The organism is Dysgonomonas sp. 511, assembly GCF_010501105.1.
Classification (GTDB): domain Bacteria; phylum Bacteroidota; class Bacteroidia; order Bacteroidales; family Dysgonomonadaceae; genus Dysgonomonas.
Map to the genome: position 1 here is coordinate 41,794 of NZ_QVMQ01000011.1, position 16,608 is coordinate 58,401.

The following is a 16,608-nucleotide window of genomic DNA, read 5'->3' on the forward strand; positions in this document are numbered from 1 at the left end:
CACAAAAAGAAAAAATAAGTCTATTCTCTTTCTTTTGAAGAGAAATATACGGGAACAAACTTATAGATTAAACAATTTCTAAGTTTGTTCTTTGTGTATTTATAAGAAAATAGTCTCCCGGGGAGACAAAACTTCTACACACTGAGATTTGTTTATTAATCAAATCTTATATTTATCGAAATTATAAAATGTAGTTATGAATAGCGAACTTATAGTCGATGTAAAGCCCGACAAAGTCTCTATTGCAGTTCTGGAGGACAAAAAACTCGTAGAACTACAAAAAGAAGGCACCGACGCATCTTTTGCGGTGGGCAACATCTATGCCGGCAAGGTAAAAAAACTTATGCCGGGACTAAATGCTGCTTTTGTAGACATAGGATACAAAAAGGACGCTTTTCTTCACTACTTAGATCTCGGACCACAATTCAATTCTGTCGATAAGTTCTACAAGCAAGCTCTGGCCGACAAGAAAAAATTTCCGAATATATCGAAACTAAAGCTGGAATCTGATATACAGAAAAGCGGCTCGATAAGCGATATATTAAAGCCTGGGCAGGAAATACTTGTACAAATAGCCAAAGAACCCATATCGACCAAAGGCCCCCGCCTAACAGCAGAATTGTCCCTGGCAGGACGATTCCTTGTTGTAATCCCGTTTAATGACAAAGTATCTGTTTCGCAAAAAATAAAGTCGAAAGAAGAAAGGGCGCGTCTGCGTCAACTGATACAGAGCATTAAACCCAAAAACTTCGGTGTAATAGTCAGAACCGTTGCCGAAGGCAAGAAAGTTGCCGATCTCGATACCGAGTTGAAAACACTGATCAGACGATGGGACGACAATCTTCCCAAAATACAAAAAAGTAAACTGCCCACGCTTATTTTCGAAGAGACAGGGCGTGTTGTCGGTCTTCTACGCGATGTATTCAATCCCAGTTTTCAGGAGATACACGTAAACGACGTAGATACAGCAAACCAGATAAAGGATTATATAACATTTATAGCTCCCGAAAAGAAGAGTATCGTAAAGCTATACGACGGGGAACTTCCTATATTCGACAACTTTGCTGTTACCAAACAAATAAAGGCTCTTTTTGGGCGGACTGTGACTTTCCGCAATGGGGCTTACCTGATAATAGAGCATACCGAAGCTCTGCATGTAATAGACGTCAACAGTGGCAACCGTTCGAAAAATCCCGAAGCCGGACAAGAAAACAATGCATGGGAAGTAAATTCTGCCGCAGCTGAAGAAATAGCAAGGCAACTACGCTTACGAGACATGGGGGGCATTATCGTAATCGACTTTATAGATATGACTGATGGAGAACACCGCAGTCAGTTGGTAAGCAGGATGCAGACACTTATGTCGGCAGACAGGGCAAAGCACAATATCCTGCCGTTGAGCAAATTCGGACTGATGCAAATCACTCGCCAAAGGGTACGTCCCGAAATGGAAATATCTACAACCGAAACCTGCCCTACATGTTTCGGAAAAGGAGAAATCAGGCCATCGATATTGTTTACCGACACTCTGCGAGTGAAAATCAGCTATCTGGTAAGAGAACTAAATGTGAAGAAATTTTACCTGCACGTACATCCATATGTTGCAGCATTTATAAACAAAGGCCTCATCCCTCTGAAATGGAAATGGAGATGGAGGTATAGTATGGGTATAAAAATAATACCGAACCAAGACCTTGCCTTTTTGGAATATCACTTCTACGATAAGGATAAAGAAGAAATAGATATGAAACAGGAATTTGAGGTCAAATAAAAAAAATAACAGAAAAGAATAAAAGCTGTGTTGACAAATATAAACGTCAGCACAGTTTTTTTTATATCAGAATGAGTAGAAAAAGACCCCTACTCAGTATCCGGGAGACAAATGCCTCCTCAATTTATTCCTATTTATTTTATTTTTACGTAATTTGCAACTTGTTTACAAGCAACATTAATTCTAATAATATGAGAAGATACCTTATCCCTTTGCTCTTCCTATTAATATGTTCCGTAGAGACAACTTTTGCTAAGAACGAACAAGATTCCCTAATCATAAAACTATATAAAGAGATAAACAACAAACCCTTCTACGACAACAAGAAAAGACAGAAAATAAATGCTCTGGAACAGCTACTCAATGTAAAGAACCTATCTGTCCTTCAAGAGTACGGCATAAATACCCAACTGGCGCAGGAATACCGGAAATACATCATCGACTCTGCCATCTATTACACCGAAAAAAACAGAGAACTAGCCCTGACTGTCGACAATATGGAACTATTGGCTGAAACCCGGTTGCAATTATCACTTTTATATTCGGCTACAGGAATGTATATAGAAGCAAAAGATATATTAAACAATATAGACAGAGGTAGCATTAGCGAAAACCTGCTACCCCTCTATTTCGAAGCCAACAGCCAGTTTTGCGGGCATTATGCCCAAAGCAACAGCCGCCATTCATACTTTCAGATAAACGAAGCATACCGCGACTCTTTGCTAAGCGTAATCGACCCCAATTCTACAAAATATAAAATATCATATGCCGAGAAAATCCTTTTCCAGAACCAATTGGAAATAGCAGAAAAAAGGTTGCAGACCCTCCTTGAAAAAACGCCGGAAGACGACACCGACTACGGACTGATAACCTATCTGCTGGGAAACGTCTACAAAAAGAAACACAATGTCGGACTGCAAAAACATTACTATGCACTCTCTGCTCTGGCCGACATCCGCAATTCGATAAAAGACAACGCCTCTATGCAAAGCCTGGCACTGCTCGCCTACGAGTCGGAAGATATAGATATGGCTTACAAATTCACAAAGTCGGCAATAGACGATGCCGTATTCTGCAATGTAAGGTTTCGTACCATCGAAATATCCGAATTTTATTCCATCATCAACACAGCATATCTGGCAAAGGAGAAAAAACAGAAAGAAGAGCTGCAACTGTCGCTCATCTTCATCAGCATACTGTCCCTGTTCCTCATCATTGCCGTAATATACGTTTACAAACAGATGAAGCGCGTTGCCAGAATCAGAAAAGAGCTGTACAGGACAAACGTCAAGCTCACCGAGCTGAATAAAGATATAAGCGACTCCAACACTCTGCTTCATAAAGTAAACACAGAACTGTCGGAGTCGAATCATGTGAAGGAAGAATACATAGCTCATTTTTTCGACTTATGCTCTGCCTATATCACCAAACTGGAAGACTACCGCAAGGCTCTCAACAAAAAAGCGGCGAACAACCAGTTGGACGAACTGTTCAAAATGCTGAAATCGACAACCATTGTCGACAACGAACTCGAAGAACTGTATAAAAAGTTCGACAATATATTCCTGAGCCTCTACCCTACTTTCGTCGAAGACTTTAATTCGCTGCTTATAAAAGAAGAACAGGTAATACTCAAACCCGGGGAATTGCTCAATACCGAACTCCGTATTTTCGCACTGATACGCCTCGGCATAACCGACAGTGTAAAAATTGCAGGCTTTCTCCGCTACTCGCTAAGTACAATCTACAACTACCGCACAAAGGCAAGGAACAAAGCCGCCGTCTCGCGCAACGAGTTTGAAGAGAGGGTAATGAATATAGGCATACTTCAACAAAAAAGATAATAGGAGAAGATTAAAACCACTACTTTTTTCATGGCTTCAAAAACACAATTCGACTGATAATCAATTGTGTAAAACTCACAAACCACTACTTTTTTTATTCAAAAAAAAGTAAGGGTATTCAATTCATATAATTTTGAATTATTAAGTTTTTGGACAATATTCCTTAAATAAAAATTCATCCGGTTATATGTATAATACCTAAATAAAAACAAATTGCACCATGACCTGAAATCAGTACTGAATCTTACGGAGGGCATATTCCCGCCTTCAAAATCTAAAAATCTCCATTTACCGATTTATTTAAACCTAAATTATCATGAAATGTAAAGAAAAGCAACCTTGTAAAAAATCAATGTACAAGATCCTTCTTGTAATGGCTATGTTGTGCCCGCTGTTTGCCTTTGCCCAAAATAACAGGAATATAACAGGAACAGTGACCGACGCCGCTACAGGCGAAACCCTCATCGGTGTATCGGTAGTACAAAAAGGTACTACAAACGGAACGATGACCGATGTAGACGGAAAATATTCGATAAACGTACCCGAAAATTCGACCTTGGTTTTCACCTATCTGGGATTTAACACAGTAGAAATAAAAGCCTCATCATCGACAATAGATGTGAAGATGCAGGAACAAACTCGTGCTTTAGACGAAGTTATCGTCATCGGATATGGCACCCAGCGCAAAGCCGACATCACCACTGCCGTGGCCAGTGTAAGTGCCGAAGAATGGGAAAACAGGCCTATCATGTCGGCTCAGCAAGCCCTGCAAGGAAAAGCCTCCGGCGTACAGGTAGTACAGCCTTCGGGCAAACCGGGTGTTGGCATACAGGTGCGTGTACGCGGTGCTACATCTCTCAATGCCGGCAACGACCCCATATATGTTGTCGATGGCATCATAACCAACGATATCTCAAATATCTCGCCGAGCGATATAGAAAACATGCAGATCCTCAAAGACGCCTCCTCTGCCGCTATCTACGGTAGCCGCGCCGCCAACGGGGTGGTACTCATTACCACAAAAAGAGGAGCGAAAGGAAAGGCTCAGGTAGATATTTCGATGTATGCCGGATTCTCCAATATCACCAAAAATATTAAAACCCTCAATACAAAAGAGTACTACAACCTGATGGAAGAAATCGGGCTAAGCGTAGACCGTACAAACCACAATTATACCAACTGGGCCAAAGAAATGTACGGCACAGGATATCAGCAAAACTATCAGGCATCCGTATCGGGCAGTACCGACAAAACGAGCTATTATGTATCGGGCAACTACCAACAGGAAAAAGGCGTCATATCTCCAGCCGAATACGACAGATTTTCGTTCAGGAGCAACATAAGCTCGGAAGTGACATCGTGGCTGAAAATAAATACAAACATGAGCTTCGCCCGCAATACACGCATGGATGCTACCGACAACGCCAATTCGGGACGCGGGGGCATCATCATGTCCATCATCAATACACCGCCATCGATGCCGATATGGGATGTTGACAATCCCGGCCAGTATGCAACCAATCCCTACCAGTCGTCGTGGGAAAACCCGTATGCACAGGCAAACACATACGACAAAAACAGAGAATACCGCTTCATGGGGAATCTGGAACTGGACTTCACCATACTCGAAGGCTTACATTTCAAACCGAGATTCTCTGCCGACTTCACATCGCACACATGGGACAAATTTATCGACCCGATAAAAACAGGTTACGGACGCCAGGCCAACGGGCGAGGCGAACATGCCGACGACGATTACCTGACATGGCAAAGCGAGAATATTTTGTCGTATAACAAGAAATTCAACGAAAGCCACAACTTCGGTTTCGTAGGAGGAGCAACCTTCCAACGCTACAGGCACAACAATGCCTATATGTCGGTCGAAGATTTTGTGAAAGGCACTACATACGAAACCATGACCCTGAATATGGCTAACAAAATAAATAATGCGACCACATCCAAAGACGGGAATTCACTGATTTCGTACCTGGCAAGGGTTCAGTACGATTACGAAAGCCGCTACCTGTTTACTGCCAACTTCCGCACCGATGGCTCGTCGAAGCTGTATCACAAATGGGCATACTTCCCGTCGGCATCGGCCGGATGGCGTTTCTCAAGCGAGAAATTTTTCGAACCGCTGACCAATGTTGTCGACGATGCAAAACTGAGAATCGGCTGGGGACGCATAGGAAACCAAGGTGGTATAGGCAGTTACGATTCGTACGACAAATATAATATCAGCAAACAAGAAACATCGGGCGAAGGCCCCGCCGTAACTCCTGGCAAACTTGGGAACCGCGACCTGAAATGGGAAAAAACGACGCAGTACAACGCCGGATTCGACTTTTCGTTCTTCAACTCGCGCCTGATAGCAGAAATAGACGCATACTACAAAAAGACAACAGACCTGCTACTCGAAACCAAACTGCCTAGCTCTACAGGAATTAGTTTTCCGATGAGAAACGATGGCGAAATGGTAAATAAAGGTTTCGAATTTAACCTGAACGGAAAAATTCTTACAGGAAGCTTCAAGTGGGATGCCAACCTAAATATGTCTTTCAACAAGAATAAACTCTCTAAACTGGGCTTGACCAAAAGAATATATACCGCCAATATAGAAAGTACGAACGATGACATTATCATTGTCAAAGAAGGATTGCCTCTAGGCTCTTTCTATGGATACATCTCCGAAGGTGTCGATCCTGAAACGGGAGATATCATGTACCGCGACCTCGATGGCAACGGACAGATAACGCCTGACGACAAAACAGTGATAGGCGATGCACAGCCCGACTTCACGTTCGGATTTACACACAACCTGTCGTGGAAAAACTTTACACTGAGTGCATTCTTCAACGGTTCGTACGGCAACGATATATTCAATGCTACACGAATAGACTCTGAAGGTATGTTCGATTCGAAAAACCAATCGACAACAGTGCTCAACAGATGGGTACGGCCGGGTATGATAACCGATGTGCCAAGAGCAGGAAACCTGCAAAATTCATGGGCCTCGACACGGTTTGTAGAAGATGGTTCTTTCATCCGCCTGAAATCGCTGACCCTATCCTATAACTTCGATCCTAAAATCTGCAGGCTATTCGCTGCCAGCAAACTAAATATATACGGAACCGTAAACAACCTGTTTACGCTGACTAAATACAGGGGATACGATCCCGAATTGAGCTGGACAAGCGGAAACGCGGCGCAATTGGGAATCGACATGGGAACATATCCTCAAGCCCGTACATTTATTTTCGGATTCAACCTTACTTTTTAAAAATCATACGATATGAAATACAATATAAAGAACATCTTCTGTGGAGCTATCGCCTGCATGTCGCTTGCAGCATGTAACTTCCTCGACGAAGCTCCCTATTCGGAACTGACCAACGAAAACTGGGGTTCGGGCGACAAAGACCATGCAACCGAATATACTACCGCCACCCAGATGGAACAGCTTTTGACAGGTGCTTATGGTGATTTTGCCAGTGAATTCTGGCAACTCGACCTATATATAATGAACGAAGCGCAATCGGACAACGCCTATGCAGGAGAAGACAAAGACCAGACCCGGCAGATAGACGAATTCAGAATGTCGTCGTCGAACGGAACAGCCAGCCGCGACTGGAGCTACCTTTATTCGCATATATCGAAAGCAAACACCATCATTGAGTGGATACCTAAGATAAAAGACTCCGCCCTGACCGAAAAACGCAGGGGAGAAATAAGCGGCGATGCACATTTTATGAGGGCTATAGCCTATTTCAACCTTGTACGCCTTTTCGGCCATGTACCTTTGATTACCCAATATATACCTGAAATAAGTGTAGACAATATCGAAGAAATATACCCCCTCTTGTATCCGAGCCAGGCAGAAATAAGCGATATATATACCCAGATAATAGACGACCTCGAATATGCAGAAGAAAATGTAATGGATTATTCGGCCGATAAGTTCAAGATTACAAAAGCATTGGTAAGACTACAATTAGCTGAGGTATATGCTACCAAAGATGGCTTCCAGAATGCCGATTGGAATCAGGTAAAGAAATACGCCAAACTGATAACCAGCGACACCCGCTACGGTTTGCTGGACAATTTCGACGACCTCTTTGCCATAGACGACAACCCTGCCAGCGGAACATTGCCGAATATAAACCTGAAAAACGAACACTCGAAAGAGTCTATCTTCGAAGTAGATTACAACAGTTGGTCGACACTCGGCAACTGGGGCGCACAAATGGTATATGGCCTCGATTGGAAGAAATTCTGCACTCCCAGCCAGGATTTACACAGAGCCTTTACAAATGCAGGCGATGTTGTACGCCGCGATGCAACTATCAGGTTCGGCAACGTAACCGGCAAATGGACAGACAAATACTGGGCAGCAAACCAATATCCGTTCTCGAATAAGATGAGGGCGCAGGAAGCAGCGAATATCGTATTGTTTCGCCTACCGGAAGCCATCTTATTACTAGCCGATGCCGAAAATGAACTTGGCAACCTGACAGAAGCCAAGAAACTGGTAGATATAGTAAGAGACCGGGCAGGGCTTACAGGCACTACAGCCAACACGAAAGAAACCATGCGCCTGGCAATAGAAAACGAACACCGCCTCGAATTTGCTTTAGAAGGAAAACGCTGGTTCGACCTCAAACGCAGAGGAAGGTTTATTCAGGCAATGAAAGCATGCACTGACCATCAAAGCGAATATGCCGGCAGCCTCAACGACAACAGGCTCATATGGCCTATACCTCAAAGCGAAAAAGAGATGAACGAAAATCTTGTTCAGAATCCGGGTTATTAATCATCTAAAGCATTAAAATCATGAATTTCATATATAAAACAATAATATGCGGAATACTCGCCACCTTCTTATTTGCCTCGTGCGAAGAAAAAGATGAAAGAACGGTATTTTCCCACTCAACTCCGGTAATAGAATCGGCGGCTATCAATCCATCGGCTTTCGTTTATGGCGATTCCATTACTATCACGGCAAAAGTATCCGATCCGGCAACACCGCTTTCCACACTGGAAATGAAAATGATAGTAAACGACGTGCTGGTTGCCACCCAATCAATAAGGACAGCCGGAAACAGTGCCGAAGTTTCGCGAAAATTTAAAGTAGCCAATGTGGCCGAATTGCCTGAAGATGCCGATGTAGAAATACTACTCACTCTGATAAATGTGGAAGGTGACAAAACTACAGGAACCATAACAGGTGTGAAAGGCAAAAGAACCTATTTCGACAAGTTGTATGCCGTTCTCGACGATGGGCAGGTATTTACACTCACCTCTCAGGGTGCGAAAACCGACAAATACCAATCGGAAGATATACTATTGAAGTCGAACAGCATCAGGTATAAGATAGCAGAGAAAATCGCCGCCGACAATCAGATAGACTATAGTGGGCATGTATGGGGCTATGCAGGAGGAACAATCCAGCTGGTGGATGAAACGGGAGATTATATAACAACAACCAATTCATCGCTGAAAACGATAGAAAGCATTGTATTCGACACTTATTTGTTCAACACAACAATCTCAGGAGAAGCTTTCGACCCGAATGCCATAACGCTCAACCTCGACGATTTCACCGATGTTACGATGGATGGCGAAACCTACAAGAAGATAACCCTGCCGCTGACGGCTAATAAGAAACTGGGACTCGAAGGCGACTTAGCCTCTCTCGATGTAGTATTCAACCCTGACTATTTCGACAGGACGAGCGCAAACGAAGTTAAATTCCTCGGCACAGACGGAGACTGGGTTATCCACTACAATATAGTGCGCAAGATGGTTATCATCAACCAGCCTACACCAGCCTTCCCTGATGTATTGTTTGCTGTCGGCTTCGGATTGGGATATCCTACCAAAGTTACCGAAGATGTAATAAACACCGCCTATCCCGACAAGCACCGTACCACTACCAACTGGGAACGCAGAGCCAATTGCCTGCTCGATTACATCCTCTTCCGCAAGATAAGCGACAATGTATATCAAGGCACATTCTATATGCCGGGCGACCACGACGATTATGCAAGCTTCAAGTTCTTCGAAGGGCTGAACTGGGAAAATGAAAAAGGAGCAAATGACTATACATTTACCGGAGAGGCTATAATCTCGCCCGGAGGAGGAGGCAACTGGGACTCGGCCGCAGGAATGGAACATACACATTACAGAATGACCATCGACCTTGCTGCAAAGACAGTGCATACCGAAAAATTCACTTTACCATAAGAAAATACATATAGCAACCTTTCCCTCTGCTATATACGGCAGAGGGAAAACTCAAAGAATAAAATAATATGAAAAAATATCTGATACCCATACTATCTATATTTCTGGCTACATCCTGTATCAACTACAATACAGATTCGGGATTCAGCGACGAAGACAAAGAGCAGGGTTCGACCGAAGGCAACGATGTGAGAATGTGGCTCACCACCCAGTCGAAAGTATATATGCTGAAAGAGCAGCCTATCGAATACTCAAACGACATTACAGACCTTGTGGTAAGGCTCGAACCTTCGGTTACGCACCAAACCATCGACGGATTTGGAGGAGGACTTACAGGTTCGTCTGCCTACCTGCTGAAACAAATGAGCACCGAAGCCCGGGCAAAAGCACTCAAAGACCTTTTCGACCCGAAAGAAGGAGCAGGGCTCGAAAGCCTGAGGCTCTGTATCGGTGCATCCGACTTCTCTATGGATTTATATACATATTGCGACAAAGAGGGAATTGAAAATTTCGCTATACCCGAAATTGATAAACGCGACCTGTTGCCCGTGCTGAAAGAAATACTAACTATAAATCAGAATATCAAACTAATAGCCAGCCCGTGGTCGCCTCCGGCATGGATGAAAAGCTCAGGGAAACTAAATCATGGAACGCTAAAAGGCGCAGAAGTATATGACGACTACGCTACATACTTTGTAAAATATATTCAGGCAATGAAAGCCGAAGGCATCACTATCGACGCCATCACTCTGCAAAATGAAGCCGATTTCGAATCGGGAGTACACCCGTCGATGAAAATGTCGTGGGAAGAGCAAGCCGAAATTATAGGCAAACATCTGGGCCCTAAATTCCGCGAAAACGGGATAACAACCAAGATACTTATTCTCGACCACAATTTCGACATATACGATTATGCCATCAATGTATTGGGCGACCCTGTTGCCAGCCAATACATACATGGAACGGCATTTCACGGATATGCAGGCAAGCCTTCGGCTATAAATGCCGTAAAAACAGCTTTCCCCGATAAAAGCATCTACGAAACCGAACTTTCGGGCGGCGGATGGAATACCGGTAGCGAGATGGAAACAATGTTCTACTACCTTACCGATTTCCTTGTGCCTTGCATCCAAAATGGTTCGAGCAACTATATGATGTTCAATATCGCCCTCAACTCGCAGCACGGCCCTGTAACTCCCGGCGGCGTATTCTGCGAAGATTGCAGGGGAATTGTCACCATAGATGGCGACACCTATAAAAGAGAACTTGAATATTACCTGTTGGGTCATTTCGCCAAAGTATGCCGCAGCGGGGCGAAAATGATAGGCACATCGTTTACCGGAACACTGCCCGACGGCGCTACTGCCACTGCATTCAGCAATCCTGATGGCAGCCGGGGACTTGTTATCGTAAATCAATCGGGCAATAATATCAACCTGACAGTAAAAGACCAGACTACGGGCAAACGTTTCGTATATACAGTACCAAATGCTGCCGTAGCCTCATTTTTACTCAAATAAAGATTGTTTGGCAAGAGCCTGCAAAGATACACAGCAGGCTCTTTTTCCTATAGTTATAAAGAATATGAATAAAAGCTTCTCATGAAAAAATTACTTCTTACCTCAATATGTTGTCTCACTCTTTTATCCTGTAGCAGGAAAGAGAACTATGCCGAACTCTATATTACCACTGCCGATAAAACGATGACAATGCAGAAAGATTCTGCAATATTGATTTCTAAATCGGACATTAAAACAACGGAAAACGTCATTACCTTATTCCCCGGCGAAAAATATCAGGAAATGGACGGGTTTGGCGCAGCCATCACAGGGTCGAGCAGCTACAACCTGCTAAAGATGGCTCCCGAAAACAGGACGGCAATACTAAAAGAAACCTTCGATCCCAAAGATGGCTACGGCTATAGCTATATACGGATTTCTATCGGGGCTTCCGATTTCTCTCTCGATGAATATACCTATTGCGACAAGCCGGGAATAGAGAATTTTGCCCTGCATGAATACGACAAGCGCGACCTGCTCCCTATCTTGAAAGAAATAAAAGCAATCAATCCCGATGTAAAGATAATGGGTTCGCCGTGGTCGTGTCCCAAATGGATGAAGGTAGATAACCTGAAAAACCTGAAACCATTCGATTCGTGGACAAGCGGGCAACTCAACCCTAAATACTACCAGGACTATGCTGCATACTTCGTAAAATACATACAGGCAATGGAGGCCGAAGGATTTCATATAGACGCCGTCACCATACAAAACGAACCGCTCAACAGAGGCAATTCGATGTCACTATACATGACATGGCAGGAACAACGCGACTTTGTAAAAGAAGCCTTAGGCCCTGCGTTTGAAAAGGCAGGAATAAAGACAAAAATTGTAGTCTACGACCACAATTACAACTATGACGACAACAAACCCGAAAACCACGACCAAGGGCAATACCCGCTCAAGATATATGAAGATGCCGACGCTGCAAAGTATATCGACGGCGCTGCATACCATGCCTATGGCGGCGACAAATCGGAACTGCTGGCGATCCACAATGCACGCCCCGACAAGAACCTGTACTTCACCGAAATGTCGATAGGGCTATGGGGCGAAGGCTACTCATTTGGCCGCGACCTGATGTGGAACATGAAGGAAGTCTGCATCGGCACCATCAATAACTACAACAAAGCCGTAATCATGTGGAATTACATGCTCGACGACAAGCATGGCCCCGACCGTCCGGGAGGATGCGACATCTGTCTGGGATGTATCACCATCGACTCCGAAGATTATATTACTATGGACAAAAACAGCCATTATTATACAATGGCTCATCTATCGAAAGTAGTGAAACCGGGAAGTCATCGTATCAAGTCGGAAAGCAGTGCCACAGGTGGTATATATCATTCGGCATTCCAGAATCCCGACAAATCGCTTTCTGTAGTATTGGTGAACGAAACATCTGCTCAAACTCCGATAACAATACAGGAAGGAGAGGTAGCTTTTACGTACAATGTGCCGGCAAAATCGGTTATTTCATTTATCTTTGGGGATGATCCAGAACCGTAACTTATGAAAAAAACATTTGCAATCTTTTTCCTCCTGTTATTTAGTATTTTATCGAAAGGACAAGACAATGATAAAATACAATATGCCTTCGTGAAAGACATCGCGTATGTCGAAATCACAGAAAGTGATGAATACAAGAAAGAACGCTGTAAGCTTGATATCTATTATCCAAAAAACAGGCAAGGCTTCGCTACTATCGTCTGGTTTCACGGCGGCGGGCTCGAAGGCGGCGGGAAAGGCATCCCCAACGAACTGAAGGACAAAGGATATGCAATAGTGGCCGTAAATTACAGGCTCAGCCCAAAAGCAGGATACCCGGCCTATATAGAAGATGCAGCACAGTCGGTGGCATGGGTATTCAACAATATACAATCATTCGGTGGCAGTCCCGGTAAGATATACATATCGGGACATTCCGCCGGTGGATACCTCACACTAATGGTAGGCTTAGACAAATCTTACCTGGCAAAATATAATATAGATGCCGACAGCATAAAAGGGTTGCTCCCCATCAGCGGACAGACCAACACACATTATACGATCAGGAAAGAAAGGAAGCTTCCCGACCTGATACCTATAATAGACGAGTATGCCCCGTTGAACCAAGCAAGGAAGGGCGTTCCCCCTACCCTGCTGATTACCGGTGACCGACGATTGGAAATGACAGCCAGATATGAAGAAAACCTGCATCTGGAGGCTATATTAAAGGCCTTAGGGAACAAAGTTGAGTTGCTCGAGTTGCAAGGCTTCGATCATGGCAATGTATATATTCCGGGCTGCCTGCTGATGGCAGACTGGATAAAGAAAAGTAACAGGTAAAATAAGAAAGACTGCATTTTATCGCGTTCGCTTTATCTATACATACAGATAATCAGCGGATTAAAAGACAAAAAGTATTACTTTTATTTTCACTGTAGATGTGTTACTTTTGTTACTTTTTGGAGAGATACAAGATATCAGTAGACGAGTTAACAGGTTGATTGTTGATAAAATAGGAACTTGTGTCTCGTATCTTGTTTACTTGTATCTAAAGAAAAGGTAACAGGGAAAAAGTAACGAAAAGGTGTTACAAGTGTTACTTTTTGGAGAGACACAAGGTACCAGTGGACGAGTTAACAGGTTGATTGTTGATAAAATATGAACTTGTGTCTCGTATCCTGTCACTTGTATCTAAAAAGAAGAAATGTGCGCAGTACATGACAAAAAAATGATATTCTCTCGAGAGCCTGTAGGGGCGTAATATCTTACGCCCGACACAACCGACGGGCGAATGATAATTCGCCCCTACAATGCTAATATTACAATAATTTTAATTTTTGTAAAATAGAGATATAAGATTGTTTTAGGTTAAAATACTCAAATAAAATCACTTAAAGATTATGTTCAGATCTCTCAAACCGGTATTAGGTTTTATTCTGGCAGGCATCATCTGCCTCAATGCAACGGCGCAAAACAAGCTGCCTGTCTATTTAGACGAAAACAAACCCATAGAAGAACGGGTAGAAGACGCCCTTTCGCGCATGACACTCGAAGAAAAAGTAGCCATGTGCCATGCCCAGTCTAAATTCAGTTCTGCCGGAGTACCACGCCTCGGCATACCCGAAAACTGGGCGACAGACGGCCCACACGGCATACGCCCCGAAGTGTTGTGGGACGAATGGGACCAGGCAGGATGGACAAACGACTCGTGTATCGCATTTCCTGCCCTTACCTGCCTTGCTGCCACCTGGAACAAGGATATGTCGCTGCTTTATGGCAAAAGTATCGGCGAAGAAGCCCGCTACCGCAACAAGAATATATTGCTGGGACCCGGTGTAAATATCTACCGCACCCCCCTCAACGGGCGCAACTTCGAATATATGGGCGAAGATCCTTTCTTGGCATCTAAAATGGTAGTACCATACATACATGGTGTGCAAGCCAATGGCGTAGCCGCCTGTGTAAAGCACTTCGCTCTCAACAATCAGGAGATAGCCCGCCATACGGTAAACGTGAATGTAGACGACCGCGCCTTATACGAAATATACCTGCCTGCATTCAAAGCCTCGGTACAAGAAGGACAGGCGTGGGCGATAATGGGAGCTTACAACAAATATAAAGGCCAATGGGCTTGCCATAACCAATACTTGCTGAACGATATACTTCGCGGCGAATGGGGCTTCGATGGCGTTGTGGTTTCCGACTGGGGTGGAGTAAACAATACAAAGCAAGCTATATACAACGGGCTGGATATGGAATTTGGCTCATGGACCGACGGACTTAGCGAAGGCGCAAGCAATGCCTATGAAAACTATTATCTGGCAAAGCCATTTTTGAAGCTTCTGCAATCGGGGGAAGTAAAAGAAGAGGAAGTTGACAAAAAAGTACGCAATATCTTGCGCCTGGCTTTCCGTACCACAATGAACACAAAACGCCCGTGGGGATCGTTCGGAACACCTGAGCATGCTGCCGCCGGACGTAAGATAGCAGAAGAAGGAATTGTATTGTTGCAAAACAAGAACAACACCCTGCCTATAGACCTGAGTAAGACCAAGAGGATATTGGTAGTAGGCGAGAATGCCATCAAGCCGATGACAGTAGGAGGAGGCAGTTCGTCGCTGAAAGCTAAATACGAAGTCGCCCCTTGGGATGGAATAGTGAAACGTATGGGTACGCAAGCAGACATAAAATATGCACGGGGCTATGTAGGCGACCCTACAAGCAAGTATAACGGCGTTGTGCTGAAAAGAGACCTCACCGAACCTCGCTCGGCCGAAGAGCTTATCGCCGAAGCTACCCAACTGGCTAAGGAGTCAGACCTTGTAATCTTCATTGGCGGGCTAAACAAGAGCAACAATCAGGATTGTGAAGGACACGACCGTAAGCATCTGGAACTGCCATACAATCAGGATAAGGTGATAACAGAACTGTACAAAGCCAACAAAAACCTTGTAGTAGTCAATATTTCGGGAAATGCCGTAGCTATGCCGTGGGTGAACGAGGTGCCGGCAATCGTACAATCGTGGTACAATGGTACTGAATCGGGTACAGCATTGGCATCTATTCTTGCGGGAGATGCGAACCCATCGGGCAAACTGCCTTTCACTTTCCCTGTAAAACTGGATGATAACAGCGCGCACAAACTCGGCGAATATCCGGGTAAAGAGCAAGTAACATACAACGAAGGTATCTTTGTAGGCTACAGGTGGACAGACAAAGAGAAGATAAAACCATTGTTCCCATTCGGGCACGGGTTGAGCTACACAACCTTTGCATATGGAAAGGTAACTGCCGACAAGAAAGGAATAAGCCAAAGCGATAAAATCACCTTCTCGGTGAGTGTGAAGAACACAGGCAGCAGAGATGGTGCAGAAATAGTCCAGCTTTATATCTCCGACCTGAAATCGAGCCTGCCAAGACCAGTAAAGGAGCTTAAAGGCTTTGAGAAAGTATATCTGAAAGCAGGGGAAGAAAAGACTGTCAGCTTTACGGTAGACAAGTCGGCATTGAGCTTCTTCGATGATAAAAAACACGACTGGGTAGCCGAAGCAGGCACTTTCGAAGCTATCGTAGCAGCCTCGGCAACCGATATAAAAGGTAAGGTAAGCTTTGATTTGAAATAAGGCTTTATCTCCGGAAAAGCGAGATATGATAATCCCTCATTCCATTGCGAAAATGGATAGAGGGATTACTTATCAAG

At 44.1% G+C, this 16,608-nt stretch carries 9 protein-coding genes; all 9 read left to right on the forward strand.

Going from position 1 to position 16,608, the window contains the following annotated elements; genetic code table 11:
* The first annotated feature begins 196 nt into the window (after positions 1-196).
* The gene (locus tag D0T57_RS06330; protein WP_163272014.1) at positions 197-1,771 is read left to right on the forward strand and encodes an Rne/Rng family ribonuclease; all 1,575 of its coding nucleotides are present in this window, start codon (positions 197-199) and stop codon (positions 1,769-1,771) included.
* Between the two features lie 191 nt (positions 1,772-1,962).
* Positions 1,963-3,615, forward strand: a complete 1,653-nt coding sequence (locus D0T57_RS06335) for a DUF6377 domain-containing protein (protein ID WP_163272016.1) — start codon at positions 1,963-1,965, stop codon at positions 3,613-3,615.
* Positions 3,616-3,967: 352 nt separating this feature from the next.
* Positions 3,968-6,895: a TonB-dependent receptor gene (locus D0T57_RS06340; protein WP_255490520.1), complete on the forward strand. Its 2,928-nt coding sequence runs from the start codon at positions 3,968-3,970 to the stop codon at positions 6,893-6,895.
* 12 nt (positions 6,896-6,907) lie between these two features.
* Complete coding sequence (locus D0T57_RS06345; protein WP_163272020.1) at positions 6,908-8,425, forward strand: RagB/SusD family nutrient uptake outer membrane protein; 1,518 nt, start codon at positions 6,908-6,910, stop codon at positions 8,423-8,425.
* Between the two features lie 20 nt (positions 8,426-8,445).
* Positions 8,446-9,858, forward strand: coding sequence for a DUF5016 domain-containing protein (locus tag D0T57_RS06350; RefSeq protein WP_163272022.1), 1,413 nt, complete (start codon positions 8,446-8,448; stop codon positions 9,856-9,858).
* A 68-nt stretch (positions 9,859-9,926) separates the two neighbouring features.
* Complete coding sequence (locus D0T57_RS06355) at positions 9,927-11,378, forward strand: glycoside hydrolase family 30 beta sandwich domain-containing protein (protein WP_163272024.1); 1,452 nt, start codon at positions 9,927-9,929, stop codon at positions 11,376-11,378.
* 81 nt (positions 11,379-11,459) lie between these two features.
* Positions 11,460-12,929, forward strand: a complete 1,470-nt coding sequence (locus D0T57_RS06360; RefSeq protein WP_163272026.1) for a glycoside hydrolase family 30 beta sandwich domain-containing protein — start codon at positions 11,460-11,462, stop codon at positions 12,927-12,929.
* 3 nt (positions 12,930-12,932) lie between these two features.
* A complete protein-coding gene (locus tag D0T57_RS06365; RefSeq protein ID WP_163272028.1) occupies positions 12,933-13,748 on the forward strand; it encodes an alpha/beta hydrolase in 816 nt (271 codons plus the stop codon).
* A gap of 560 nt (positions 13,749-14,308) precedes the next feature.
* A complete protein-coding gene (locus D0T57_RS06370) occupies positions 14,309-16,531 on the forward strand; it encodes a glycoside hydrolase family 3 C-terminal domain-containing protein (RefSeq protein ID WP_163272030.1) in 2,223 nt (740 codons plus the stop codon).
* Positions 16,532-16,608 lie beyond the last annotated feature (77 nt).